Origin of the sequence: [Flexibacter] sp. ATCC 35208, assembly GCF_001975825.1 — a bacterium.
GTDB lineage: Bacteria > Bacteroidota > Bacteroidia > Chitinophagales > Chitinophagaceae > Chitinophaga.
In genome coordinates this window covers 70,146-95,659 of sequence record NZ_MTKN01000024.1, presented here as the reverse complement: position 1 = coordinate 95,659, position 25,514 = coordinate 70,146, and the positions used below count along the sequence as shown (strand labels likewise).

At 44.5% G+C, this 25,514-nt stretch carries 30 protein-coding genes; 16 read left to right on the top strand and 14 right to left on the bottom strand.

Annotation, left to right across the window (positions count from 1 at the left end; translation table 11 throughout):
* The first annotated feature begins 203 nt into the window (after positions 1 to 203).
* Together BW716_RS16765 and BW716_RS16760 are read left to right on the top strand one after the other, a co-directional pair.
* Positions 204 to 1,355 carry a putative sensor domain DACNV-containing protein gene (locus tag BW716_RS16765; RefSeq protein WP_083724002.1) on the top strand — a complete coding sequence of 384 codons (1,152 nt, stop codon included), beginning with the start codon at positions 204 to 206 and terminating at the stop codon, positions 1,353 to 1,355.
* Positions 1,356 to 1,699: 344 nt separating this feature from the next.
* On the top strand, positions 1,700 to 1,906 hold the full coding sequence (locus BW716_RS16760) for a hypothetical protein (protein WP_083724000.1): 207 nt from the start codon (positions 1,700 to 1,702) through the stop codon (positions 1,904 to 1,906).
* Between the two features lie 255 nt (positions 1,907 to 2,161).
* On the opposite strand, the gene BW716_RS16755 is transcribed toward BW716_RS16760, so the two are convergent.
* Entirely contained in the window at positions 2,162 to 3,022 is an 861-nt protein-coding gene (locus tag BW716_RS16755; RefSeq protein ID WP_083723998.1) for a hypothetical protein, read from the bottom strand.
* Between the two features lie 224 nt (positions 3,023 to 3,246).
* Between BW716_RS16755 and BW716_RS16750 the strand changes: the two genes are divergently transcribed.
* From BW716_RS16750 to BW716_RS16715, 8 genes are read left to right on the top strand one after another with little or no spacing between them, the layout of a single operon-like run.
* The gene (locus BW716_RS16750) at positions 3,247 to 4,359 is read left to right on the top strand and encodes an NAD(P)/FAD-dependent oxidoreductase (protein WP_083723996.1); all 1,113 of its coding nucleotides are present in this window, start codon (positions 3,247 to 3,249) and stop codon (positions 4,357 to 4,359) included.
* A gap of 12 nt (positions 4,360 to 4,371) precedes the next feature.
* The gene (locus BW716_RS16745) at positions 4,372 to 5,082 is read left to right on the top strand and encodes a methyltransferase domain-containing protein (protein WP_220388776.1); all 711 of its coding nucleotides are present in this window, start codon (positions 4,372 to 4,374) and stop codon (positions 5,080 to 5,082) included.
* Entirely contained in the window at positions 5,079 to 6,131 is a 1,053-nt protein-coding gene (locus BW716_RS16740) for a type III polyketide synthase (RefSeq protein ID WP_083724034.1), read from the top strand. The genes BW716_RS16745 and BW716_RS16740 overlap by 4 nt, the downstream gene beginning before the upstream one ends.
* A gap of 57 nt (positions 6,132 to 6,188) precedes the next feature.
* On the top strand, positions 6,189 to 7,082 hold the full coding sequence (locus BW716_RS16735) for an SDR family oxidoreductase (protein WP_083723994.1): 894 nt from the start codon (positions 6,189 to 6,191) through the stop codon (positions 7,080 to 7,082).
* Positions 7,083 to 7,085: 3 nt separating this feature from the next.
* Complete coding sequence (locus BW716_RS16730) at positions 7,086 to 7,535, top strand: 3-hydroxyacyl-ACP dehydratase FabZ family protein (RefSeq protein ID WP_083723992.1); 450 nt, start codon at positions 7,086 to 7,088, stop codon at positions 7,533 to 7,535.
* A 17-nt stretch (positions 7,536 to 7,552) separates the two neighbouring features.
* Positions 7,553 to 8,830 (top strand): beta-ketoacyl synthase, encoded by a 1,278-nt coding sequence (locus tag BW716_RS16725; RefSeq protein WP_083723990.1) that lies wholly within the window; start codon positions 7,553 to 7,555, stop codon positions 8,828 to 8,830.
* Positions 8,823 to 9,071, top strand: a complete 249-nt coding sequence (locus tag BW716_RS16720; protein WP_083723988.1) for an acyl carrier protein — start codon at positions 8,823 to 8,825, stop codon at positions 9,069 to 9,071. Before BW716_RS16725 ends, BW716_RS16720 begins: the two co-directional genes overlap by 8 nt.
* Positions 9,068 to 9,706, top strand: coding sequence for a 4'-phosphopantetheinyl transferase superfamily protein (locus tag BW716_RS16715; RefSeq protein ID WP_220388775.1), 639 nt, complete (start codon positions 9,068 to 9,070; stop codon positions 9,704 to 9,706). Before BW716_RS16720 ends, BW716_RS16715 begins: the two co-directional genes overlap by 4 nt.
* Here BW716_RS16715 and BW716_RS16710 read toward each other — a convergent pair.
* From BW716_RS16710 to BW716_RS16700, 3 genes are all read right to left on the bottom strand, one after another.
* Positions 9,690 to 10,052 carry a four-helix bundle copper-binding protein gene (locus BW716_RS16710; protein ID WP_235643745.1) on the bottom strand — a complete coding sequence of 121 codons (363 nt, stop codon included), beginning with the start codon at positions 10,050 to 10,052 and terminating at the stop codon, positions 9,690 to 9,692. The genes BW716_RS16715 and BW716_RS16710 overlap by 17 nt on opposite strands.
* A 153-nt stretch (positions 10,053 to 10,205) precedes the next feature.
* Positions 10,206 to 11,225: an aldo/keto reductase gene (locus BW716_RS16705; RefSeq protein WP_083723986.1), complete on the bottom strand. Its 1,020-nt coding sequence runs from the start codon at positions 11,223 to 11,225 to the stop codon at positions 10,206 to 10,208.
* Between the two features lie 69 nt (positions 11,226 to 11,294).
* Complete coding sequence (locus tag BW716_RS16700; protein ID WP_083723984.1) at positions 11,295 to 13,760, bottom strand: hypothetical protein; 2,466 nt, start codon at positions 13,758 to 13,760, stop codon at positions 11,295 to 11,297.
* Between the two features lie 121 nt (positions 13,761 to 13,881).
* Here BW716_RS16700 and BW716_RS36785 point away from each other — a divergent pair, with 121 nt between their 5' ends.
* Together BW716_RS36785 and BW716_RS16695 are read left to right on the top strand one after the other, a co-directional pair.
* On the top strand, positions 13,882 to 14,055 hold the full coding sequence (locus tag BW716_RS36785) for a hypothetical protein (protein ID WP_179091163.1): 174 nt from the start codon (positions 13,882 to 13,884) through the stop codon (positions 14,053 to 14,055).
* Positions 14,056 to 14,064: 9 nt separating this feature from the next.
* Positions 14,065 to 14,646, top strand: a complete 582-nt coding sequence (locus BW716_RS16695; RefSeq protein ID WP_083723982.1) for a Crp/Fnr family transcriptional regulator — start codon at positions 14,065 to 14,067, stop codon at positions 14,644 to 14,646.
* Between the two features lie 76 nt (positions 14,647 to 14,722).
* Here BW716_RS16695 and BW716_RS16690 read toward each other — a convergent pair whose 3' ends face one another.
* The 7 genes from BW716_RS16690 to BW716_RS16660 form a co-directional block, all read right to left on the bottom strand.
* Positions 14,723 to 15,343 carry an alpha/beta hydrolase gene (locus tag BW716_RS16690; protein WP_083723980.1) on the bottom strand — a complete coding sequence of 207 codons (621 nt, stop codon included), beginning with the start codon at positions 15,341 to 15,343 and terminating at the stop codon, positions 14,723 to 14,725.
* Between the two features lie 50 nt (positions 15,344 to 15,393).
* A complete protein-coding gene (locus BW716_RS16685; RefSeq protein WP_083723978.1) occupies positions 15,394 to 15,687 on the bottom strand; it encodes a GNAT family N-acetyltransferase in 294 nt (97 codons plus the stop codon).
* Positions 15,688 to 15,783: 96 nt separating this feature from the next.
* Positions 15,784 to 16,719 (bottom strand): ring-cleaving dioxygenase, encoded by a 936-nt coding sequence (locus BW716_RS16680; protein WP_083723976.1) that lies wholly within the window; start codon positions 16,717 to 16,719, stop codon positions 15,784 to 15,786.
* 55 nt (positions 16,720 to 16,774) lie between these two features.
* Positions 16,775 to 17,623: a pirin family protein gene (locus BW716_RS16675; protein WP_083723974.1), complete on the bottom strand. Its 849-nt coding sequence runs from the start codon at positions 17,621 to 17,623 to the stop codon at positions 16,775 to 16,777.
* Positions 17,624 to 17,747: 124 nt separating this feature from the next.
* Positions 17,748 to 18,059 carry a hypothetical protein gene (locus tag BW716_RS16670; protein ID WP_083723972.1) on the bottom strand — a complete coding sequence of 104 codons (312 nt, stop codon included), beginning with the start codon at positions 18,057 to 18,059 and terminating at the stop codon, positions 17,748 to 17,750.
* Positions 18,060 to 18,071: 12 nt separating this feature from the next.
* Entirely contained in the window at positions 18,072 to 18,650 is a 579-nt protein-coding gene (locus tag BW716_RS16665; RefSeq protein WP_083723970.1) for a nitroreductase family protein, read from the bottom strand.
* Between the two features lie 63 nt (positions 18,651 to 18,713).
* Positions 18,714 to 19,430 (bottom strand): pirin family protein, encoded by a 717-nt coding sequence (locus tag BW716_RS16660; RefSeq protein ID WP_083723968.1) that lies wholly within the window; start codon positions 19,428 to 19,430, stop codon positions 18,714 to 18,716.
* Between the two features lie 109 nt (positions 19,431 to 19,539).
* Between BW716_RS16660 and BW716_RS16655 the strand changes: the two genes are divergently transcribed.
* Positions 19,540 to 19,833 carry a hypothetical protein gene (locus BW716_RS16655; RefSeq protein ID WP_083723966.1) on the top strand — a complete coding sequence of 98 codons (294 nt, stop codon included), beginning with the start codon at positions 19,540 to 19,542 and terminating at the stop codon, positions 19,831 to 19,833.
* 71 nt (positions 19,834 to 19,904) lie between these two features.
* A complete protein-coding gene (locus tag BW716_RS16650; RefSeq protein WP_083723964.1) occupies positions 19,905 to 20,507 on the top strand; it encodes a hypothetical protein in 603 nt (200 codons plus the stop codon).
* Between the two features lie 46 nt (positions 20,508 to 20,553).
* On the opposite strand, the gene BW716_RS16645 is transcribed toward BW716_RS16650, so the two are convergent.
* Positions 20,554 to 20,718, bottom strand: a complete 165-nt coding sequence (locus tag BW716_RS16645) for a DUF1328 family protein (RefSeq protein WP_083723962.1) — start codon at positions 20,716 to 20,718, stop codon at positions 20,554 to 20,556.
* A 476-nt stretch (positions 20,719 to 21,194) separates the two neighbouring features.
* Between BW716_RS16645 and BW716_RS16640 the strand changes: the two genes are divergently transcribed.
* Both BW716_RS16640 and BW716_RS16635 read left to right on the top strand, forming a co-directional pair.
* Complete coding sequence (locus BW716_RS16640) at positions 21,195 to 22,340, top strand: PAS domain-containing sensor histidine kinase (protein WP_083723960.1); 1,146 nt, start codon at positions 21,195 to 21,197, stop codon at positions 22,338 to 22,340.
* Between the two features lie 386 nt (positions 22,341 to 22,726).
* Entirely contained in the window at positions 22,727 to 23,086 is a 360-nt protein-coding gene (locus tag BW716_RS16635) for a hypothetical protein (protein ID WP_083723958.1), read from the top strand.
* Between the two features lie 362 nt (positions 23,087 to 23,448).
* Here the strand turns inward: BW716_RS16635 and BW716_RS16630 are convergent, their stop codons facing one another.
* Complete coding sequence (locus BW716_RS16630; protein WP_083723956.1) at positions 23,449 to 24,060, bottom strand: hypothetical protein; 612 nt, start codon at positions 24,058 to 24,060, stop codon at positions 23,449 to 23,451.
* 257 nt (positions 24,061 to 24,317) lie between these two features.
* Positions 24,318 to 25,499, bottom strand: a complete 1,182-nt coding sequence (locus BW716_RS16625; RefSeq protein ID WP_083723954.1) for a TlpA disulfide reductase family protein — start codon at positions 25,497 to 25,499, stop codon at positions 24,318 to 24,320.
* Positions 25,500 to 25,514 lie beyond the last annotated feature (15 nt).

The window sequence follows — 25,514 nt, the reverse complement described above, 5'->3', positions numbered from 1 at the left end:
TTGTCGGCATTATGAGGGGATTTACGGGTTATGCAATTTCAGGTTTGTTGTGAGTTGGGGATAGGAGGCGGATTTTGTCGGCATTATGAGGAGATTTACGGGTTATGCAATTTCAGGTTTGTTGTGAGCTGGGGGGTAGGAGGCGGATTTTGTTGGCAATTGGAGGGGATTATACGAGTTATGCAATTTATTATCTTTGGTATATGGAAGTAACTTCATTTGAATCTACATATCAGGCAGCGTCGAAAGTTGCCGGCACAATAGCAACCCATTTCTTACACCATTTAAATCTGGCCAGCGAAAACGGGGAGGAGGATTTGGCGCATGCGCCTGAGGCGGGCGTGATTGAAAAAATAATTGACGTGGCATTCTGGGCCAGTCTCCGCAGAGAAGAAGGGGCACCGATCCGGATCTCTCTTGCATTTTTGCCACCCTCGCAGGCGGGGAAACCTTTGTTGTTTGAACAACCGATGCCATTGGATCCGAGAGTGCTGACAAAGTTGGCTCCCGGTGTGGAAAGAGCAGGGATTCATATTGGGGTGTGGTACGAAGGTGAGGAGTTGTATATATGGGGAACTACCATGAAACTCCCCAATTATTGTTTTGTACTGGATGTTTCGGAACCGGGGTTGCTGGTGGTGAAACACCGCCGGATAATCGGGATGGGCAAATTTGCCAATGTGGCGATGTTAAAAGGAGACCAGGTAAAGATCGTAGATGAAAACTGCGCACGGAGAATTGATACGCCGGCTATACTTACTTCACTTTTGGGCCAGGATTCTTCTGGTGTATGGAATGACCCTGTCAATGTATTGATCCAGATTGCAGTTTCTATGCGTGCACATCGCCGGGGAGGTATATTATTGGTGGTACCTGCGGAGCATGATAACTGGAAGAATTCGATCATACATCCTTTACAGTATCCGGTGGCGCCGCCTTTTTCTGGTGTAGCGGATCTATTAAGACAAAATTGTGGTAAAGTAACTGAGTTATACTGGCAAAATGCGTTGCGGAGAGAGGTTGAGAATATCTCAGGACTCACTGCTGTAGATGGTGCGACGGTGATCAATGACAAGCATGAGCTGCTGACTTTTGGGTCTAAGATAGCGCGTGCCAGTGATGGTACGACGGTGGACCAGGTGTTGTATATAGAGCCGGTGACGGATGGAACGCCTAAGTTAATGCATCCTTCGAATATTGGAGGGACGCGGCATTTTTCAGCGGCACAGTTTATTCATGATCAGCGGGATGCGCTGGCGCTGGTGGCTTCGCAGGATGGGTACTTTACAGTATTCTCATGGTCTCCGTTGGATCAGATTGTGCAGGCGCATAGAATAGATATATTATTGTTGTAGTTATAGATGCTGTGTGGTCAGATTGTGCAGGCGCATAGAATAGATATATTATTGTTGTAGTTATAGATGCTGCGTGGTCAGATTGTGCAGGCGCATGGAATAGATATATTATTGTTGTAGTAATAGATGCTGCATGGTCAGATTGTGCAGGCGCATAGAATAGATATATTATTGTTGTAGTTATAGATGCTGTTGGATCAGATTGTGCAGGCGCATAGAATAGATATATTATTGTTGTAGTTATAGATGCTGTGTGGTCAGATTGTGCAGGCGCATAGAATAGATATATTATTGTTGTACTGCTGATCTCCGGTTGATCCTATAGAAATCTTATTTGTGTAATAATGAATGGAATAACGTTTATACCCGAATTTATTAATCATGCAGGGGAGCTGTATCAGTTCCTGCATGATCATGCTGACTGGGATACAAGCATGTTGGCCCGCAAAACCGTTAGTTATGGGAAGGCTTATAATTATTCTCAGATGAGAATACCACCTACGGATACACTGAATGGAAGAATGAGTCTGACATTCAGGCAAATCAGCTAGGGTTAGGTCTGTAGGAGTAAGTATTACTCTTATCATTTCTTATAAGTCTCGTAAGGTTATCGCTGCTTAACCTGATCTTTTCTACCATATCACGTCAGATAATCCCCTGTTGGTATTTCGGTATTAATCACCTCCCCATTCATCTCTCTCAATGAATACCTCCTGAAAAAGAGAAAAAGCTGGCCTGAAAAGACCAGCCAGCTCATCCCTCTTATAATCCGGGAATAATAGATTCAGACGACAGAGGGCCCGGAATTATGGTTGCGATGCAACCACACTATTGCTATTCGTTATTGGCCATACACCCGGACCTGGTACGCTCACCCCCTTGTTCTTTCCTCTTGTCATTGCATCTGCACCAAAGTAGTACAGCGGCCATCCTTTGTAAGTCAACTGTACATGTCCATAAATATGTATGGTGTCAAAATCACTTTTCGTCAGCAGTGAAGGTGCGAATTTAAAAGCATCAGACTCATACACCGGCCAGGTAGCGTTATTAGACCAATCTGACTTTGTAAATGTGTTTGTGTTAAACTTATCCGGCGAGAATGCATACAGTGTTCTGCCATAAGCATCAGTAATGTATTGGGTGACTGCATCACCTGCTACATACGCGCTGGTATAGTTTACACCATCATTACCTACCAGCTGTGCATTCACCAGCATCACGCTGTAATCAGGTTTTGCCACATACCAGATGTTACCAATTTTTTCACCCAGCGTTAGCTTTGGCAAAGTATCTTTTACATAATAATACAATGGCCATCCTTTGTAAGTAGTTTGTTTTAAACCATCACGTCTTACGATTGTAGCGAAATCTGAGGTGTGCAGACTTGTATCAGTCAGGCTCAGATTAGCATTGTAAAAAACCGGCCATACAGCCAGACAGCCACCTGTGCAGGTAGAGGTATCGCCTGCATCTTTCGTATAAAAATACAGGGTTCTGCCTGCACTGTCTGTCAGCACTTTTCCTAAAGTCGCATCTGCAGACACCTGTACTTTTGCTACAGGTGTTTCAGGAGGAGTAGTTGTGTTGTTGTCATCCTTACTACAAGCTGTGAGGAATGCACACGATATTGCTGCTACAGCGATCAGGATAGATGTTTTAGATTTCATCTTTTTACGGTTAAATGATTAAATATGGATGTGCACTCCGAAAATGTAATACGGTAATTGAATTCAAAAGGTTGCCTTAGGTGAAAAAAATAATTTATTTCTCCTGGAAATAATACCTTCTATGCCCCTCGCAGGTGATTACCGCCTTGCAAAATCGCATTTGCCGAAAGCGATTTTTTCGCTTGTAAAAAAAAATGTGTACACTTGCTTCAGAATTCTAAACTATGCAACCAGTTCGCGAAGTCATTATCATAGGTGGTGGACTGGCAGGCCTTACCTCCGCTATTCATCTGTCAAAAGCAGGGTTGCATGTAACTGTCATCGAGAAGCATTCCTACCCCAGGCACAAAGTATGTGGTGAGTACATCTCAAACGAAGTATTACCTTATTTACAATGGCTGGGTGCCGACCCTGCTGAACTGTTGCCTGCCCTGATTGAAAGGGTATGTATTTCCACAGTTTCCGGCAAAAAGGTGGAGACCCGTCTTCCTCTCGGGGGGGTCGGTATCAGCCGTTACGCATTGGATGCATTTCTAATGGGAAAGGCAGTGAACAATGGTGTCAACCTTCTACAGGATACGGTCATTAACATTTCTTTTGTAAATGAACAGTTTGCAATCGAAACGGTAGCAAACGGTACATTGTTTGCCGCACATGTAATCGGCGCTTATGGCAAGCGGGCCGCCCTCGACCAACAGCTGAACAGGGATTTCATTTCCCGGAAATCTCCCTGGCTGGCAGTCAAAGCGCATTATCAGGGTCCTTTCCCCGACGGACTGGTGGCATTGCATAATTTCAGAGGTGGTTATTGTGGGGTATCAAAAATAGAAGATAACATTATCAATATCTGCTACCTCGCAAGTTATGAGACCTTCAAAAATTATAAGAATATCGACGACCACCGCCGGGAAGTACTATACGAAAATCCCTATTTAAAAGAGATCTTTTCCAATAGTGAACCGCTCTTTGAGCGGCCATTGACGATCAGCCAGATCTCTTTTTCAGAAAAGGAAAAAGTAGATCGGCATATATTGATGACGGGTGATACCGCTGGTTTAATTCATCCGCTTTGTGGCAATGGTATGGCGATGGCGATAAGTAGTGCCCAGCTGGCGGCTCAGCAAATTTTACAGGGGCAGCCGAGGGCGATATTGGAAAGAGAATATACGCGGCAGTGGAATCAGCAGTTCGCTAAACGTATGAAGGCCGGTAGCTTGCTTTCATCTATATTCACGCATCCATGGCTTTCCGGAATGAGCATGAGAACAGTGGTTGCAATGCCTGCATTATTGCCATTCATCATCAGGCAAACGCATGGAAAGCCGTTAACAGTGTAGTATAAAAAATTAATGATCAATACCAGTCAAAGAACATCCGCACCTGAGAGCATGGACGACTTCCAGATGGAAGGAGACAGCCTGCGACAAACACTTGATGAAATAGCACGGATCAACCAGTTACTTGGAGGTAACCGTATTACAGTTCAGGGCGTAAATCAGTTACTGCAATCCATTCCTATAAGCAATACCGTTAGTATAGCAGATGTAGGTTGTGGGAATGGAGATATGTTGCGTATACTGGCAGATTGGGCGCGCAAAAAAGGGCGCTCTGTACAGCTGAGGGGGATCGATGCAAACTGTTTTACCATCGAACATGCCATTACATTGTCCGCAGGTTATCCTGAAATTAGTTATCATTGTACAGATATCTTTTCTGAAGAATTTACTTACAGTGAATATGATATTGTATTGTGCACATTGACCTTACATCATTTTAGCGAGGCAGCAATAAAAAACTTATTGCAACTGTTACAGCGCAATGCAAGGATAGGGATAGTGATCAATGACCTGCATCGTAGTAAAGTAGCTTATTACCTGTTTTGTCTGTTTAGTTTTGTGTGGGGATTGGGGCCGATGGCAAAGGAGGATGGACGCATTTCTATACTGCGTGGTTTTAAAAGAAAGGAGCTGATCGCGCTGGCAACATCGTTAAATATCGTTCAATATACCCTCAGGTGGAAATGGGCTTACCGCTACCAGTGGATAATATCAAAATTATGAGTGTAAAAATTCAGTCGGTAGCAAAGGCTTTGCCACCATATACCCGTACTACAGAAGAAATTATGCCTTTCCTGGATATTTGGTTGTCCGGACAGGAGGAGCGCTTTGCCAGGAAGGTGAAGAAGATCTTTGAGAATGCGGCGGTGGAGAGGCGATATTCTATTATGGGGCCGGAAGATGTGTTTAGCAAAACCAGTTTTGAGGAGAAGAATGATCTGTATGTCAGAGAAGTGATCAAACTGGGAAAGGAATGTCTGGAAGGGGCGCTGGCTAAGGCGGGTTTATCGCCTCAGTCATTGGATTACATTATTACAGTGAGTTGTACGGGTATCATGATTCCTTCGCTGGATGCTTACCTGATCAATGCGTTGCAATTAAAACAGGATATTATACGACTTCCCGTAACGGAAATGGGTTGTGCGGCAGGGATCTCCGGAATGATTTACGCCAAGAAATTTTTGCAGGCAAATCCGGGTAAGCGTGCGGCGGTTATTGCGGTAGAGTCGCCTACGGCTACTTTTCAGCTGGAAGATTTTTCCATGCCGAATATTGTGAGTGCGGCGATCTTTGGAGATGGGGCGGCTTGTGTGATATTGTCTTCTCATCCTGATGATGAGGGGCCGGAGATATTAGGGGAGGAGATGTATCATTTTTATGAGGCAGAACACCTGATGGGATTTCGTTTGACGAATACGGGTTTGCAAATGGTGTTGGATGTGGAAGTACCAAATCAGATAGCGGCGCATTTTCCTGAGATCATACATCCTTTTTTGGCAAGGAATGGGTTTACGATAGATGAGATCCAGCATTTTATATTTCATCCCGGGGGAAAGAAGATTATACAGACGGTGGAGGAGTTGTTTAAGGATCTGGGGAAGAATATAGATGATACGAAGGAGGTGTTAAGGGCGTATGGGAATATGTCGAGTGCGACGGTGTTGTATGTGTTGGAAAGGTTTATGGACAGGAAGGTGTCGGAAGGGGAGAAAGGGTTGATGTTGAGTTTTGGACCGGGGTTCTCGGCGCAGCGGATTTTGTTGCAATGGTAAGGCTATTGTTTAAAATCATTATTTTAGCAATAAAGGAAGTATTTCAGTACTAGTATAATGGCAAACGAATTCAGCGATCATCATTATTGGGCGATCATTCTTGGTGGTAGTTCGGGCCTTGGCCTTGCAGCTGCTCAAAAACTTGCTGCTCATGGTATGAATCTGTGTATTATTCATCGTGATCCCGGGGTAGAGATGGAAAAGGTGAATGCCGGGTTTGAAGGGATAAGAGAGATGGGGGTGCAGGTGATTACTTTTAATGCAGATGTGACCCGCGCAGATAAGCGTATGCAGATATTGGAGCGTTTGGAGAGTAGTATGGGAGAAGAGGGGAAAGTAAGATGTTTGGTGCATAGTATTGCGAGAGGGACGCTGAAGGCGATGGTGACGGCAGGTGTGAGTAGCAGTGATCGTCTCAACGTTAGGGTCCTTGATAATGGCACTGCATCCAGCATTGACAGTGATAAGATCAAAGCCATGCCTCCTGCCAGCGGAGCGACCCTCAATACAGATGATTTTCGCATTACCCTCGATAGTATGGCCTACAGCCTCTATGATTGGGTAAAAGATGTGTCTCTCAGGAACCTGTTTGCTACTGACGCCCGTGTACTATCCTTCACCAGCGAAGGTAGTCACCGTGCATGGAAGCATTACGCTGCCGTATCTGCCGCCAAAGCGGCACTGGAAGCCATCAGCCGGAATATTGCCCTGGAATTCGCGCCCCTTGGCATTCGTGCAAATTGTATCCAGGCAGGTACTACTAATACCCGTTCCCTGCAACTTATACCCGGTAGCGATCAATTGATCGCCTGGAGCGAAGCCCGCAGTCCTTTCCAGCGGCTCACGACCCCCGAAGATGTAGCTAATGTTGTTTACCTTTTATGTAAAGATGAAGCTGCCTGGATCAATGGCGCTATCATTCCAGTGGACGGAGGCGCACATATATGTTAGATCATGACTACACACGAGATACTTCATTTCCTGCCTTATTCTCCGCCATTCCTATTTGTGGATGGGTTGGATTATATTGATTGTGATAAGGTGGTTGGGCATTTTACGTACCATGCAGACATGGATTTTTATAAAGGACACTTTAAAGGATTTCCGGTTACCCCAGGGGTTGTACTTACCGAGACGATGGCACAGATTGGCCTGGTATGCCTTGGTATTTATATCAAAGGTGGTGTTCCTGAAGGCTCTGGTATGGCGTTTGGGTTGACGGCTACAGAAATCGAGTTTATGCATCCAGTGTTTCCGGGAGAGAAGGTAACGGTGACTTCTGAGAAGCAGTATTTCCGGTTTGGGAAATTGAAGTGTAAGGTGAGTATGCGGAATGAGGCTGGGAGGGAAGTGTGTGCAGGGGTTATTTCCGGGATGTTGATTGCAAAGCCATTCGCTGAATAACAGCAATAAAACAAATTATGAGCAATAGAGTTGTCATCACGGGTTTAGGCGTAGCCGCTCCAAACGGAGTAGGCATACCAGCTTTTACAGAAGCCCTTAGAACCGGCACCTCTGGCATCCGCTATGATCCTCAACTGGCTGAATTACAATTTTCCTGTCAGATAGCCGGTAAGCCGGAAGTATCTGATGAATTGCAATTACAATACCTTGATCCGCTTGAGCTCCGGAATTTTAATAGCAACGGTATCTTATATGGGCTGATAGCTGGCATCGATGCATGGAGAGATGCAGGCCTCCAACCAACCGAAGGTCCCGACCCTGATTGGGACAGCGGCATCATCTTTGGCGCCGGCTCCTCCGGCCTGGATAAACTAAGAGAAGCCATCTATAAAGTAGATGCCTTACAGGTAAGAAGACTCGGCAGCACCGTTGTACTACAAACCATGGCCAGTGGCATCAGCGCCTGGCTGGGAGGTAAACTGGGCCTCGGTAACCAGGTCACGACAAATTCCTCTGCCTGTACCACCGGTGCTGAATCTGTGCTCATGGCATTTGAACGTATCAAAAACGGGCAGGCAAAAAGAATGATCGCAGGTAGTACCAGCGATGCCGGACCTTATATCTGGGGTGGATTTGATGCACTGAAAGTATGTACCTATAAACATAACGATACTCCTACCCAGGGTTCACGACCCATGAGCGCTTCTGCCAGCGGGTTTGTACCAGGCAGTGGGGCCGGAGCGTTATTATTAGAATCTCTGGATAGCGCTCTGGAAAGAGGGGCTGCCATCTATGCAGAAATATTAGGTGGTCATGTCAATTCCGGCGGACAAAGAGGCGATGGCACTATGACAGCTCCTAACAGCGTAGCCGTGCAACGTTGCATTACCCAGGCCATGGCCCAGGCAGGTATTACAAGTAGTGATATAGACGCTATTAATGGTCACCTGACCGCTACCAGCAAGGACTCGCTGGAAATTGAAAATTGGAGTAAGGCGCTGGGTCGTGCAGGAAAAGAGTTCCCTTATATCAATGCCCTGAAAGGAATGATAGGACATTGTCTGAGTGGGGCCGGGAGTATAGAACTGGTCGCTGCTGTGTTGCAACTGAAAGAAGGCTTCCTTTTCCCGAATATCAATTGTGAAGACCTGCATCCTGAAATCAGTGCTATTATTGATGAAGCCTGCGTTCCCCGTGAATTAATAAATGTAAATTTAAATATCATCGCCAAGGCAAGTTTTGGATTTGGAGATGTCAATGCCTGTGTAATCTTGAAAAAATATATCAATGGATAAAGAAACCTTAATTGCCGAGCTGAAAGCTATTGTAAAGCCTTATGCAAAAGACGAAGAAGCACTGGCGAATATTAATGAGAATACAGATTTTATTAATGATCTGAAAATTAATTCTGCCAATCTGGTGGATGTGATATTGGATGTGGAGGAGAAGTATAATATTGTGATTGATAATGAATCTATGGAGAAAATGGTGAATGTAAAATCCGCCATAGAAATCATAGAAACGAAGCTGGCATGATGGGGGCTGGTGTCACGGATAACAGGATTGTAAGTGATATCAAAGCTGGCATGATGGGGTCTGGTGTCACAGATAACCTGATTGTAAGTGATATCAAACCTGGCATAATCAGCACAGGTATCACAGATAACCTGATCATAAATAATATCAAGATCCCCTTAATCGGTAATGATATTATAGACCTGCGCACTGCCGCTGTGGAGAGTAATTGGCGAAGACCCAATTACCTCTCCAAAATTTTTACCCCGGAAGAGCAATCTTTAATCAAAGATGACAAAACAGTCTGGTGGTTATGGAGCGCTAAAGAATCAGTGTACAAAATTATAAACAGGGCTACTTTACAACGCCGCTATGCGCCATTGTCTATTACCTGGTTCTCTGAAAATATATTTAAGTATGAAGGGGAGAAGTTTTTTATTAAAAGTGAAATTACTGACGAATTCATCCACACCATTGCTGTCGCAAATCCTGAATTATTTCCACAATTAGAGGTGTGTAAAGATCCCACGATTAAATACTATAAAGATGAGAATGGTATGCCCATGATAGATAATCAACCTGTGTCAATCAGCCATCATGGGCGTTATTGGGCGATGGTAAAACAAAAAATATTTAAAGCTATCTTACCTGTCTAACTGCATGGTGGGCCATCTCTTCACACGCAGCAGCACACTTCCTACACGCTTCCGCACACTCCCTGCAATGCTCCATACCCATATCCGCATGTCGCTGGCACTCGTCCGCACAAGCATGACATACCTCCGCACATAAATTACAAACCTGCTCACTAAACTGTCCATTCAAACTCATCACCTCTGCCGCCATTCGGCATATAGCTGCACACTCTAAATCTAAGCGGATACAGCGGCGCAAATTTATTACATTCGCCTCATTCAAACAGGATGAAGCGCAATAATCACATGTGTTGGCACATTCCATACATGCATTGATGCATTCCTGGTATTGTTGTTCATTCATCATGGTGGTAATATTTTTAAGAAAGGAGTACAATAACAATGCCCCGAACAAATGTCAACGAAGCCGACATTTGTTCGGGGCTGGAAAGAATGATCGTATTACGGATTAATCCGATCATTCCTTATTATCTATTCGCTCACTTATCTATTTGGTCCTTTATCTATTCGCTCCCTGTCGCTCCAACATCCACCCCGGATACTCCGCCGCCAACTTACTCACCTCATCCAATTGCTTCAACTCTTCCTCACTCAGCACCACATCCACCGCTGCTATATTATCGGCCAACTGATCCGGACGCTTCGCCCCGATTATCACCGTCGTTACTACCTTCTGATGCAGCAACCACGCCAATGCCAATCTCGCCACAGAAACCTGCTTACTATCCGCTATCTCCTGCATCACATCCAATATATCAAACGCCTTCTCCTTATTCACCGGTGGAAAATCAAATGCCACTCTCCTCGACCCCTCCGGCCCCTGCTGATCCCGCTTATACTTCCCACTCAATAACCCTCCCGCCAGCGGACTCCACACCATCAATCCTACCTGCTGATCTAATAACAAAGGCACGATCTCCCTTTCCAGATCCCTTCCCGCAATGGTATAATACGCCTGTAAAGAAACAAAACGAGCTACCTCTTTATATTGGGAATAAGATAACGCTTTCATCAATTGCCACGCTGCCAGGTTACTCGCACCGATATAGCGCACCTTACCACTCTTTACCAGCGTATCCAGTGCACTCAGCGTCTCTTCTAATGGCGTCACCGGATCAAAGCCATGTATCTGGTAAAGGTCTATATAATCCATCTGCAACCTTTGCAAGCTCTGATCCACCTGCTGCAAAATATGCTTCCTCGTCAACCCTACCTGATTCGGTCCAGGCCCCATTCTCCCTCTCACTTTCGTTGCTATCACCAATTCATCCCTATCCAACCCCAGCTGCCTGATCGCCTTTCCTGTCAGCTCTTCAGACAGCCCTTCTGAATATACATTTGCAGTATCAATAAAATTGATTCCCGCATCTACCGCGCTTTTTATCAACTCATTCACCCCATCCTGCTCCACTTGCCCGATAGCCGTCCATATGCCTTTGTCCTTGCCACCAAAGGTCATAGTACCTAAACAAAGCTCTGATACCTTAAGGCCGGTATGGCCCAGTAAATTGTATTTCATATCCTAATTTAAAAGAAAAACCCTCTGCGAAATGCAAAGGGTTTTTACTATTTAAAAAGATATCAAACCTTAGTAAGTCTGTTCAACTCTTCCCACTCTTCCATCTTCTCCAATCCCTTCTACCACTACTCTAAAATGTGAAGAAGGAATATCATTATTGTAGAAAGTCAATGTCGCCGTATGCGTAATAGAATCTATCGCTACATTCGGATTCCAGTACAGTGTGAGTCGTTTATCAGGCAGACTGTAAATTTCCTTACGCTGGCTGTAATCAGGAGCATAGAACTCTTTCACAATGCTATAACCTGCTTTTCTGTACAGCTCAAATCCTTTCACACCATCTGCACCCTGATTATCACCACCTTTTTTGGTGTAAATCGCAATCGCACCATTAGAGCCGCCACCGACACCGCCCATAAACGGAGGTCTGAATACTTTTACCAGCGCAATATCATTGATATTGATCGTGGCCAGCATACTCTTATCTGTTGGCATTTCATTCAGGTAAAGGGTAGGCGTACCACCTCTCCACGTCATACTTGGATTGTTATAATCCCCTGTGATCTGCAATCCCGCTACTCTTGACTGTAAATATTGGAATACGTTCAGCGCAGTCGGCGTTTCTTTTGTCAGGTCAAAGCTATATCCATTGTCAGACGTGAACATACCTGATACATAGCGACTCTCTGTGGTCTGTACCTGTGTTACCTTACGCTCTGTTACATTAAATTCTTTCAGCAATATAGAACGGCTGGCGATTGACTTGGCGATACGACCATTCTCATACGCCGTATTCAGGTAAGCGCTCAGCATATTGGCATCCATTACCACTGGGTTCTTCGTTGCATACGGGGTCTTCACCGGTACACTGTTGTCAAAGAAGTGGTTATTGAATTTCACAATCACATTGCTATATCGTTTCATTTTATCATTACCCTGGTAGAAGATGTTCACTGTATCCATGAACTGTAAACCATCCAGCACAAAGTCCCCTTTATTATCTGTAGGTGCAGATGCAAAAGAGGTGGTGCTATCCAGCGGGTTCTTGATAATGAAATCTACCTTTCCATTTGCCATTACAATGCTACCATTATTGGCATACGCACTACCTTTCAGACGGATACCCTGCTCATAAGGATAGCGGATATTCGGCATGGTATCGTTCAGGATCTTGTTCCATACGAACCTTCTCCATCCATGGGTCAGCATCACCAGGTCCAGTGCATGCAGGGTAGTGGCGGAAGTATCTTTGAAATACCAGGAAGGATTATAAATATATCCTTTCAGGTCAGATGTAAGCAGAATGTTGGAGACGATGTTGTTCTCGTCAATTGCCGGGTGAACCTTATCGGCATCTGTGATAGAAACGGAGAGGCTGGTGGCCATTCTCTCAGGTACCAGCAGCTCAATGGTGCTCTTTTCTCTTTCTTCCCTTCCGATGTTAGCATTTTGCAGACTTAGGTCCAGCTGATCGTTCTTGCGAACAAATACCAGTCTTTCAGACAATGGTACCCCCTGACTGTTGAAGAGGGTGATCTGCAGGATGCCACTAGGCAGCTGGTTGGTAGGGATAAAACCGCTGATACGGCCTTCAGATACTTTCAGCATGGCCCGGTATACCATCTGGTGCTGCATTTGTGCAAAGACCATGAGTTCATCGTACGCAGTATCCAGGGTATTGGCGAGGGTGGTCTGGTAAAAAATGCGCGCCCCCCGGTTGAACACTTTCAGCATGGCGCCTTTGCCACTGGCCGCTGGCAGGGTAAATTCCTTGCTGCTGCCGTCCGCACTCTGCATCTGTGCTTTGTAAGTTAGTCCCTTGGCAGGTTCCAGGTCAAAACTACCCATGCCATCGTGTTCTGATTTGATCTGTGCCACTACTTTACCTTTACTATCTACGATCTTACCATCTACCTCTGCAGGATAGCCATCTGCCTTGAGGGCTTTGAATGCCACGGTGCTGCTTACACCGTTCATCAGGCTACCACCTTCGGGGAAGAACTGTACAGAGAAGTCGTTGCTTACGATCGCGGTACTAGTATCCAGTTTCTGCAAAGCATTACGTTTGCGGCTATCGTAGATGGCAATATTTTTATAAAACAGGTAATCTGTGTCATAGTTGAGCATCCAGGCGGTGTAGGCACGGAGCTGGTAGTTACCTGCAGGAAGGGTGTCCGGTAGCACAAAATTGCCGGATGCACCAGCGCCACCCACAGGCAGCAGTTTTTTCATTGCGATACTTCCTTTCTTATCCAGTAATTCCACGTACAGGTTGGTCGCGGTCAGGGAAGGCTGGTTCTGCAACATCACATATGCTTTGAACCAGATGGTTTCTCCGGTAGCATAATAATCTCTATCTACATGCAGATAGACTTTCTCCTGCGGATTACGTTTGGCAAATTCTTCCAGCGCTTTCATTACCTTTTCAGGCAGCCCATCTATCGGCAGACTGGCGAAAATCGAGCAAATTCCAATCACACAGGCTGGGATGATCCATTTTAACCGGGTGTACTTTCTATTCGTTATAGAGGCCATGCGGAACTTATTTATTACACTGCAATATCAATAATATGTGATAAATATACTAAGATGATGTTTTTAAATGGACGAATAATTACAGGATTGGTTTTTATTAGTAAAATAAATAATTTATATAATGAGTAAAATTAATCTCTTTTGGCCTGCCGCAGGCCATCCACACACGAAAAAAAAGCATTCACCCAAAGGCGAATACTTTTTTAAAGGGTATTTAAATTTTCACCCGTACTTTAAAAAGATTACCGGACAAACTCCTACTGAATATATGCGTAATCTGGCCGGGGTGGTTTAAATTTGCCTCATGTTTGAAGCACTTGACCAGTTCGTCTCGAAATACATAAAACTCACTTCCGAGGAAACTGAAATCTTTCATTCCCTTTTGGAATTCAAAAAGGTAAAGAAGAAACAATTCCTGCTTAGAGAAGGGGAGATCTGTCAGTTTGAAGCATTCATCCTGAAAGGATGTATCCGTACCTATTATGTAGATAAAAGCGGTACAGAGACGATATTGAACTTTGCTGTAGAAGGGTGGTGGGTCAGTGACCTCAGCTCTTTTTCGGAACAACAACCTTCCTCACAGAACATAGAAACGCTGGAAGATAGTGAGCTGCTCGTCATCAATTTTGAAAATAAGAAGATTCTATTTGATGTGATCCCTGCCTTTGAAAAGGTGTTTCGTATATTGGTACAGCGCTCACTGGGTGTAATGCAACAACGCTTTTATGCAACTCTTACCCAGACTGCAGAAGAGCGCTATCTGGCTTTTATTGACAAATACCCTCAAGTCGTACAGCGGGTACCACAACACCAGATAGCGCGATATATTGGTGTATCACCAGAGTTTCTCAGTAAGGTAAGGAGCACGATGTATAAAAAACCGTAAAGGAGGATTTAAATACCAGGGTATATCATGTCGCTTACTTAATACCAGGAGGAACCTGTACAAGTGGCTCCCGGGCTTACTTAAATACCAATGCATTCGCGGTTTCCACCTCATCCTGACTCACGGTGTGGCCCATACCCGGATACACTTTTACAGTAATATCCGCGCCCATTGTTTTCATGATCGTTTCACTCTCACGAACCCTTGTCACCGGTACATGCATATCCGGATCGCTGCTGCCGATGAACACTGGTGTGCCGGCAAAGTCTCCGTTATAATTAGACATCTCTAGCGAAGCGCCAATCAGACCACCGGTGAAAGCCACCACGCCACCATACTGCTGTGCATGACGGGTTACGTATTCCAGCGTAAGACAGGCCCCTTGTGAAAAGCCCATAAAGTAGATGTTGGTTGCCGGAATGCCTGCGGCAATTACATCGGCTACAATAGATTCCAACACCGTAATAGCACTGCTCAATCCCGGTTCATTCTGCGCCACCGGCGCCATAAATGAATAAGGATACCAGGTATGCCCACTTGCCTGAGGGGCAAGCAATGCATAATCGCCTACATTCAGATAAGTAGCCAGGGAAATGATGTCCTGTGCACTCGCCCCACGTCCATGTATCATGATCAGGGCCTTCTTTGCCTGAGTGAGCGGCACTCCTGCCGTCACTATATTTTTCTGATGCGTCATTATTATCTCCTTTTTTGCTGAAAAAGGGTATCCTTTTTCATAACTGTTCTTTATTGCTGCAACCAGATATCTGCGTATTCTTCCGGATGCCTTTTGAACTGTGCCTGTACATACATACACAAAGGCCTTACCTTCAGTTTATGCTCCCTCGCATAAGCTACCATCGCATTCAGCAGGTGTTTGGCCAGTCCTTTACCTTCCTGTGTATGATGTATTTCAGTGTGAAAGGCAGTAAGCACTTCTCCATCAATCCCAATCATCATCTCACCTACCTGTTCGTTATCCAGCATCAGGTAAAAAGCACCATGATTTTTCTGGTTAAGTCTGATTACAACTTCCTCCATAAATATTGTTTAAAAGGAGGGAATATTTGCTAATCAGGTAGTACCTTCCAATAATAAAGGATTACCTGATCAACAACTATCCCCTGCCAATATTATTTATTTTAAAGCGGGTAATACCTTCTCAATTTCATCTTTCATCGCCCTGTACTGTGCAGGCAATTTCAAATCCTGCCCCAGTTCTGCCAGCGGCTCATCCACAGTAAAACCTGGATTATCTGTTGCTAATTCAAACAACACGCCACCTGGCTCTCTGAAGTAAAGAGAGAAGAAATAATCCCTGTCAATCTTCGGTGTGATGTTCAATCCTTTCTTCATCACTTTCTCACGGAACTTCATCAGGATCTCATCATTCTCCACACGGAAGGCCACGTGGTGATTGGTACCTGCTGCATTTCTACCTGCCGCTTCTTTTGGAGATTCAATCAGATCTACGATATTCGCGTTACCAATTGCATCCGTTACAAAGCGATGTCTGTTGCCTTCCACACCCTGTGGCTGATAACCTAAAATCTCTGTCAACACAGTCGCTGTGGGGCCAATGCTACGCAAATTTAAAGTCACATTGTGAAAACCTTTTGTTGCTTGTGCAGCCTTTACATCCGCAGTTTCCCATGCTTTACGATCATCCACATGCTTAGGTACGATCAGGTTCAGTTTCAGTCCATCCGGATCTTCCAGCGGAAGGTACAATTCACCAAAGCGTTCTGCAATTTCACCATGCTTCACACCTTTTTCTTTAAAGCGTGCTGCCCAGAACTCAAGGCTACCTTCAGGTACAGCATACCCGATTTCAGTAGCCATACCGGTACCGGTAGTACCTTTGCCAATGCCCTCCCATGGGAAGAAAGTAAGAATAGTGCCGGGTGTACCTGTTTCATTACCAAAATAGAAATGGTAAGTACCCGGATCGTCGAAGTTCACGGTCTTTTTTACAAACCGTACTCCCAGTATATTGGTATAAAAGTCAAGATTCCGCTTAGCGTTGTCCGCGATTGCAGTAATGTGGTGCAATCCTAAGATTCTATCTTCCATAAATGTCGATTTTTAAAAGTTGAATATGTTGTAACCTTCGGCCAATAAGGTAGGGCTAGTAATTCAGGGTGCCGAATAAACCATTTTTATAATCTTCAATGGCCTGGTCTACATCTGCCATTGTGCTCATTACAAAGTTATCTTTTGCTGCTACTGGCTCGTCTATGACTTCGCCGGAAAGGAAGAGCAGCTGCGTATCTTCCGTAGTGGTGATGGTAAATTCATCACCTGTTTTATCGAATACAATTAAATGATGTTCTGCTACTTCAGTCACCTCATTCACTTTCACACTTCCATGCGCGATATATACGAGCGTCCAATAATTTGCGACTACATTAAATGTTAAGGTTTTGCCAGCTGGCACCTCGCCCACAGCGGATATAACCGGTGTATAAGAAATATTTACCGGACCGGTTTTTCCATCAAAATTACCACTCACCAATCTCAAATAATCCAATACGATTGGCATTGCTGATTTATGCGCAAACTGGTATTTAGGATCATCCCATTTATTCGCTGCAGGCACATTCACCCATAACTGTAAAATCTCCTCCACACCACCATTACGGTGTTCCTGTTCTGAAGGGCCTTCGCTGTGAAGGATCCCTTTCCCGGCAAACATCCACTGTGCATCGCCTGCATTCAGCAACTGATCATTGCCAAAACTATCTTTGTGGTGTGCCTGTCCCTGTAGCTGAAAAGTAACAGGCGCAAAACCTCTGTGCGGATGCGGATGAATACGGCTGTCAGATCCTTTTGGAATCACATCAGGACCGCCATGGTGCAATACGATAAAGGGGCTTGCAAACCGGAAATCCGCATGTGGCAAGGGTTGTAACACCGTCTGCGTAGCAGTGATGTTTTTGCTCCTGCCATCCAGGATATGGGTAATGTCCTTTTTCATAAATTATCATTGATCTAAAAGATATAAAATTTCGCTCCTCAGCAACTTCCTGCCATGATCTCATTTATCTCTGATCTAAAAGATATAAAATTTCGCTCTCAGCAACTTCCTGCCATCATCTCATTTATCTCTGATCCAAAAGATATAAAATCTCGTTCCTCAGCAACCCGCTGCCACCACCATAATGTCTGGTGATGATGGCAGCAGGGGCAAGGGCTGACAACCGTTCCCTCAGCGCTGTCTCCTCTTCAGGAGAAATTCCTGCACACAATAGAATGATGTCGTATGGTGCGTTTAGCAAGGCCTCGTACGCTGCTTCATCTGTTGTCACGGCCTGTCCGGACCAGTCTTCAGGAGCATTCAGCAATCGCTGCATCACTGTCATGATCTCTTCATTGCGTCCGATTGCGAGTATGTTAGTATGCCCGGTTGTCATAGTGCAATGTTTTTAAACCAGTTTGGTAAATTCAGACAGTGGCTTCCGTGTTCTTGGCGCCAGCTCTCTTGATTTGTAAGGTTCTTCAAGTTTCTCTGCATCGTCTCTGCGACCCAGGCTGATGATCACCAGTGGTTCTTCAGTCGCCAGCAGTTCCAGTGATTCAGCAATTTGCTGTTTGTGGAAACCTGCCATCACGTGACCATTGATGCCCATGCTATCTGCCTGTAACAGCAGGAACGCGTTGCTCATACCAGTGTCGTGTGCATAGTAGTGATTCTTCTGTTCCAGGTCAGGCAGTTCTTTGATACCTATGCTCAGTACCAGTGCTGCTGCATTCTTTGCCCATGGCTGGTTGCCCGGCATCAGTGCAGAATACAGTTTGTCAAAACCCGGTGTACCTGCTAATGCGTATACGTATCGCCATGGTTGTGAGTTGTTCGCACTTGGTGCCCAGCTGGCACCTTCCAGGATGGTCAGTACTTCTTCTTCCGTCACTGGTGTACCAGAGTAGGAGCGGGGGCTCCAGCGTTCTTTGATTAAATCCAATACCTTGTGTGATGTCTGTGCGATCTTAACTGATGATGACATAAAAGAGAATTTTGCAAAGTTATAGCCCACATTATTAGCGGGGCTGATTAGTATTTGTATAATTTACGGTTTTAAAGGTACATCCATCAGCAATATTTCCGCATCGCTTTCTAAAGCCGTCAGCAAAAAACTGTCTGTATCCCATATACCAAAGCCATCTCTCGCATCCAGTGCCTGTCCGTTTATGTTGAAGCGACCTTTAATCACGAATGCATATACGCCATTGCCTGGTTTTTGAATGTGGTAGGTAGTAGAAAAGTCCTTATCGAAGCGACCTAAGTTGAACCATGCAGCCTGGTAAATCCAGGTACCTGCATCGTCAGGATAAGGGCTGAGGATCTGGTGCAACTGGTTCTTTTGTGTCAGATCGGGTGTGATCTGGTCATACCTTGGTGTCACATTCAGCTGGTTTGGAAATACCCAGATCTGAAGAAACTTGGCTGGCCGGTCGGCGTTAGCGTTGTATTCACTGTGGAATACCCCGGTGCCGGTGCTCATCACCTGGATGTCACCCTGTTTGATGATGATTTTGTTACCCAGGTTATCCTTGTGCTCCAGATCGCCTTCGATGGGAATACTGATGATTTCCATATTGTCGTGCGGGTGGGTGTCAAAACCACGTCCACCAGCTACGATATCGTCGTTCAATACCCTGAGGGCACCGAAACTCATTCTGTCAGGATTGTAATAACCTGCGAAACTAAATGTATGATGACTATCGAGCCAGCCGTGTGCGGCATGTCCTCTGGTAGTTGCTGTATGAAGAATTGTTTTTGCCATTGTATGTTTCATTTGTTGGAACAAATATCGAACTTTTTACTTGAGTAAACCATTAATCTGGATTAAGAAAATTGATATCTTTAGGCCCGTTTTACCCTAATACCTATATATGAAAGCTACATTGCTATTACTTGCTTTAGGCATATTGTTTTTGCAACACATTGTGGCCCAGCAGTATACGTTTGGAGTGGGCGCTAGTGGCGCCAATGAAAGTGAAATTTCCATTGTGCCCATGGGGGCCAACCGTTTTAATCCGGGGAGTTATATAGGGGGGGCCTATTCCACAGAGAATGGCTATACAGGGACGTTTAAAAATGTTACATATCAAAGCACAGGCGCCATCGTAAATGAAGGTGCAGGTTTTATAACGTGGAACTCCGGGTATATTATGCAAAAGGTATGACCCATGAAAAGCCGGATGTGCGTGGCGGGACAATTTCTTACTTATTTTAAATCAATACTTTACACCCAAAGATGAAAAAAGTTTTACTCCTGGCTGCAGTAGCCTTATTGTCCATGCAATCGTCTTTTGCCCAACATTTTAAGAATGGTTTTGGTGCGGGTATCTCAGTAGAAGATGCTCAGTACATGGATACCAAAGTTAATTTTACCTTTACCTATTCACCGGCTTTGTTTTTTGCTGAGCAGGAGAATACCTCTTTTTCTGTCGGTATTCCTATTAGCGTGGGCGTGAACGAGGGGTATTCGTCAGATTCCTATGATGGCTATTATTATAATAATACCAGCAGCATTGGATTTATGCTGGATATTCCTGTGATCCTGAACTTCAACTATGGAGCGGGTGCGGTGAAAGGTGGCCATAAGAAATGGGGGTTCTTTGCAGGTGCGGGTTATGGATATCACCTGTCTACCGATGAATATAGTGAGTATTATGATGACAATGGAAATTACAAAACTTCGGACAACAGTACACTGGGAGTGACTGGTAATGCGGGTTTCCGTATAGGTATGGGGCATCGCCGCCGGCATAACCTGGAAATCAAGTTCACTTATATGAAGGGGTTGACCAGTTACAGGCCAGATGTATATGGCGTAAACTGTATATTCAATTTATAACAATAAGAACGCTTCTGCTATTCAACAGCAGAAGCGTTCTTATTAATTATATGCGGCTTCTTCTGCCCATAACCAGTGAAATAACCAGCAGGATCAGGAAGATGAAGAAAATAATCTTTGCAATGCCTGCTGCACTGGCTGCGATTCCACCAAAACCAAACAAAGCAGCGACTAAAGCGATAATTAAGAATGTAATTGTCCAGCGTAACATAACTTTAAGATTTTATAATGAGTAAATGTATTGTCATGGTATATGAATCTAAAATAATGCCGGAGAAGAAAAGCAGTTCTGGAGGGTGATTTGGGAAAGAATGTGTGACCTAACTTCCACAAAGTATGTATCGGGACCCCATCAGTACGGTGAAACTACCCTTTTTTCTAAATATAGCATATTCCCTTATAGCAGGGGCTGCCTAATTCATCAATTTAGAAAAAGTTTCCATGGATTGTAAATTTTACAGCTGTCAGTGTTTATAAATTGTAAGGGTGTTCTATATTCAGATTGCCGGTAAGAGGGAATCGTAGGTACCTGAACGATAGGTAGCATGGCCGATATGCGGATATTATGGCCAATTAAAGATTTACTTTTTTGGAGGTGTCTATTTCCTATATTAACGGTATGTTTGGTACTGGTAACTAATTTACCATTTTTTTAGTAAGTGTCTTTTATTAATTTTACTCCCAGCAATGATTAGTAAAATAGGCTTCGACGTATTATTCAATAATGCCACGATTGGTATTATTGTAACAGATGAAAAGGGTAGGATTATACTCGCAAATCCTTTCCTGCTCAACCAATTTGGCTATAAAGAAGATGAGGTGCTGGGCCAGCTCATAGAGCTTCTTGTACCTACCCGTTTTCAGCACCAGCATGTTCACCACAGAGATGGTTTCAATAAGCATCCCCGGAATCGTCCTATGGGCGCCGGTCTGGAACTTTTTGGCCGTCGTAAGGATGGGAGTGAGTTTGCTGTGGAGGTGAGTCTTGGTAACTATGTTACCGATGGCGGCCACTTTGTGATCGCCTTTGTGAGCGATATTTCTGCCCGCAAGGCTTCAGAGCAGGCACTCATTAACCTCAATGCAGAGCTGGAAGCGAAGGTAGATGAACGTACCAAGGCGCTTAGTGAGATGTTGGAGAAGGAGAAAGGGCTGAATGAATTGAAGTCGCGGTTCGTAACCATGGCGTCGCATGAATTCAGAACCCCACTGAGTACGATCCTTTCTTCGATCTTCCTGATTGCCAGGTATGAGACTACGGAGGAGCAGCCCAAGCGGTATAAGCACATAGAGCGGATCAAATCGGCCGTGAATATGTTGACGGATATTCTGAATGATTTCCTATCGGTAGGGAAGATAGAAGAAGGAGCGATACAGGTACGGTATTCGGAATTTGATATCAGGGCGCACATAGAGAATATTATCAGCGAACTCGTTGGACTGCTCAGACCAGGGCAGGAAATAGAATATGACCATATAGGGAAGACGATACTGACGCTTGACCCGGTTTTAATTAAGCATATTATTATCAATTTATTGTCTAATGCGATAAAGTTCTCGCTAGGTGAAAAGCCGGTGGTGTTGACGACCACGTATGTAGGGGATGAGTTGGTGCTGTCTGTGAAGGATCATGGGGTGGGGATTTCGAAGGAGGATCAGCAACATTTGTTTGAAAGGTTTTTTAGAGGGGAGAATGTGTCGAATATACAGGGGACTGGGTTGGGATTGCATATAGTGGCGAAGTATACGGAGTTGATGAATGGGAGGATTGAGTGTATTAGTGAGTTGGATAATGGGACGGAGTTCCGGATTACGTTGAGATCACATAATTGATTGATATTTATAGATGTATGGCCCGGTAAGCCATCTTTTCGCGAGCCGGTCGTTAGGTATAGAAGTTTGTTTTATTTTAGGTTTGTTTGTTTTCGAATTTTCTCCGTTTAGCATTTACGCCAGTTTATCCCGGTTTATTTCCCTACCTCTTATCTTTTGCCTTTTGCTTCAAATACCCCCGGTTTACCTGGCAATGCCCCATTCCCCCTACTGACTGATCTTAAGCATCCTGCCCCCTGATTACTATCATTGCTGACCAATGACAGCCGTCCTAAATTTATCTCCTAAAGACGAGTAACCAGCCCTTTACGACCGACGCCATTTACGAAAATTACGAACTCATTAAAGCGACTACTATGCTTTTATCACAGTTAAATACGTGCACCATGGAAATTTATATCAGCGAAGAAGACGTGCTGCAAAATATCCAGGACAAGTTTCAGGAAGCATATCCTCATCTCAGACTGGAATTCTATAAGCACCCCCATGAAGCAGGGGAAGGATGTCCCCGCAATGAGAAGTGGCCATTGAATACCCCCATCGAAGATATTCGTATGATCCACAGCTTTGGCTGGATCGACATCAGTGAAGATCGAACCGTAGCTGAACTGGAAAAGAATTTTTACAGACAAATAGGCCTGTCTGTGCAAGTGCTGCGTCAGAGCGGTCTTAACTGGCTGCTCACCACACGTACCGATCACCTGACACTTAAGATACAGGATGAGATGGGAGCTGGGGTACTATAAGGACCTTTTGGTCTGAAATCAGGTACCAGCCTGCTATTACCACAAATAGGTTAAAGTGCTGAAATATAGGAACCTATAAACTGAAGAATAGGCTTCTATATGCAGAAAAAATCAAAAACGAATCAACTCATAAAATCGCTGTATCAAAGAGTGGGCAGCCCCCCTGCAGCCATGGCAAGGGCTGAACAGTAAGTACAAACCACTCAGCCCCTTTTCAGTAAAACGAAAGGGGCTGATCTTTTTAGAGACCAGCCCTGCATCGGGATTGCACCTTGTTACGATGGATTTTGGGTTAACATTGCTCGTCGTCGTCGTTGTTAAGATTTAGTCATAGGTATAGTGTGATATAGGTAATGAATGTGTTAGTTATTGCAGACAAACAATGCCTGGCTGGACATCCGCTGAGATGGCAGCTCATTGTTCACTACAATAAATGCCCTTTCCTTACATCCCAGGTACTCTCTCAACTCGGGCAGTGTATGATGTGTAAAGGTCACATCTCTGTAATGGCTGGTAAACCATTTTCCCAGTTCCTCCTCATGTGCAGTTAAGCACACTACGTTTACCGGCAGATCTTTCAGATCCGGGAACAGGTAAGTAAATTGTTTGATAGCGTTAATACTGGCAGCTTCACCGTCGTAGATGAATACCAGCTGGTCTAATCCTTCAAAATGTGAGGGCATTACCACAACAGGACATGCTGCACCATGCAGCGCTATACCATCGGGTTGTAGCAGTACCAGGTCTGCAAAACGGCTTTCTGCAACCACACCGGCACTTGTAATCACCGTATGAGGGTGCAGCGCTCCTACTATACTCCTCGCATCACATGCCTTTTTAAAACCGCTGGCAGCACTATTTTGCAGGAAAATACCCGTCAGTTTTGATTTAGATAACTGACAGATAAAACCGGCAAAATCCATTGCTTTGTTGCTTAGTTGCTGTGCGTCGGTTACAAAGAGAATCTTTTCCATAGTATAACTGGTTTTAACAAAGGTATTACCGACGTGAGCGTTTTTACATGATAGCGGTCAAGAATGAGGGTGATGTTCGTAAGGGGATTTTTCTACTTCAGAAGTCGATTTGTCTGGTTCAGGGAATTCCGTTTGTTGGTTCAATCATGATCAGGCAATTTTATGCTGCTTTAAAAAAAGTGTAACAATAAGCGTATATAACAGTTGTAGGTTTACGTAGTAAGCCGGGATATTCTTATCCCGGCTGTTTTACATTTTTATTTTAACAACTCCGCCAGCTTCTCTTCCAGCCTGGCACCTCTCAATCCTCTCGCTATTACCTTCCCATTGCTATCCAGCAGCAAGTTATCCGGCACGGCATGAATATCATACAACGTCGCCACCGGCTCTTCCCAGCCTTTCAAACTACTTACATGATACCATGGCATACCATCTTTTTCAATCGCCGCCTCCCACTTTTCGTGCTTGCTATCCAGCGATACACTAAGAATATTAAACCCTTTCTCATGATATGCCTGATACGCCTTCACCACATTCGGATTCTCTGCTCTGCAAGGTCCACACCAACTCGCCCAGAAATCCACCAATGTTACCTTACCTTGTTTTAACACCGTATATAGTGCCAGACTATCCCCTTTCAAGTCCGTAGAAGTAAACGCCGGCGCTTTCGCTCCGGGAGCCAGGTTGCGGGCAATGGAGAGTCTTTCGCCGAAGGCAATCCCTAAAGGTGTTTTACGCAACCACTCATCAATTCCCTCAAATAGCGGATTGTATTTCGTATAGTCTACTGCCGCCCCTGCCATATCACTAATGGTTTGCAATGCAATAAATGAATGCGGATGTGCTTTTACAAAACTCAATAAATAATTTGTGATGGAATCCTGCGTAGCTGCATAATCATCCTTTACTGTTTTTGCAAATGAATCACGCTGCGGACCTTTGGGGTATTTTTCAATCGCCAGGCGCAGCTCCATCATATGCTTGTTCAAAGGAATGATCACATTAGATCGCTCTTCATACACCGTATTCACTGGTCCGCCTTTTATTTTTGCGTACTTTAAAGAATCAGTACCAGTCACCCTGACCGTACCTTTCTCTACATAAATTTTGATAACATCCGGTACCTGTTTTTCATGTGTGAAATCGAGCTTCCGGATGTACATCAATGCTGGCTGTTCCAGGTTGAATCTGAGGGAAAATTTACCATCGTGCGCCACAATGGTATCATGCTTGTTGTCAACAAAATAGGTGAGGGAATCAATTCCTTTCCAGTTGGACATTTTACCTTCTACTTTGTAATCACCTTTTTGCGCAAATGCAAATGCAGGAAGGAGTAATAGTGTGAATAATAATCGCATGGTAGTAGCTTTTGTTAAATTATAACCTTCGTTTTGAGTTAAATTCGGATCACGCAGGGTGATAGGGAATAGTGTAATCATACCCTTTGTTTGGAT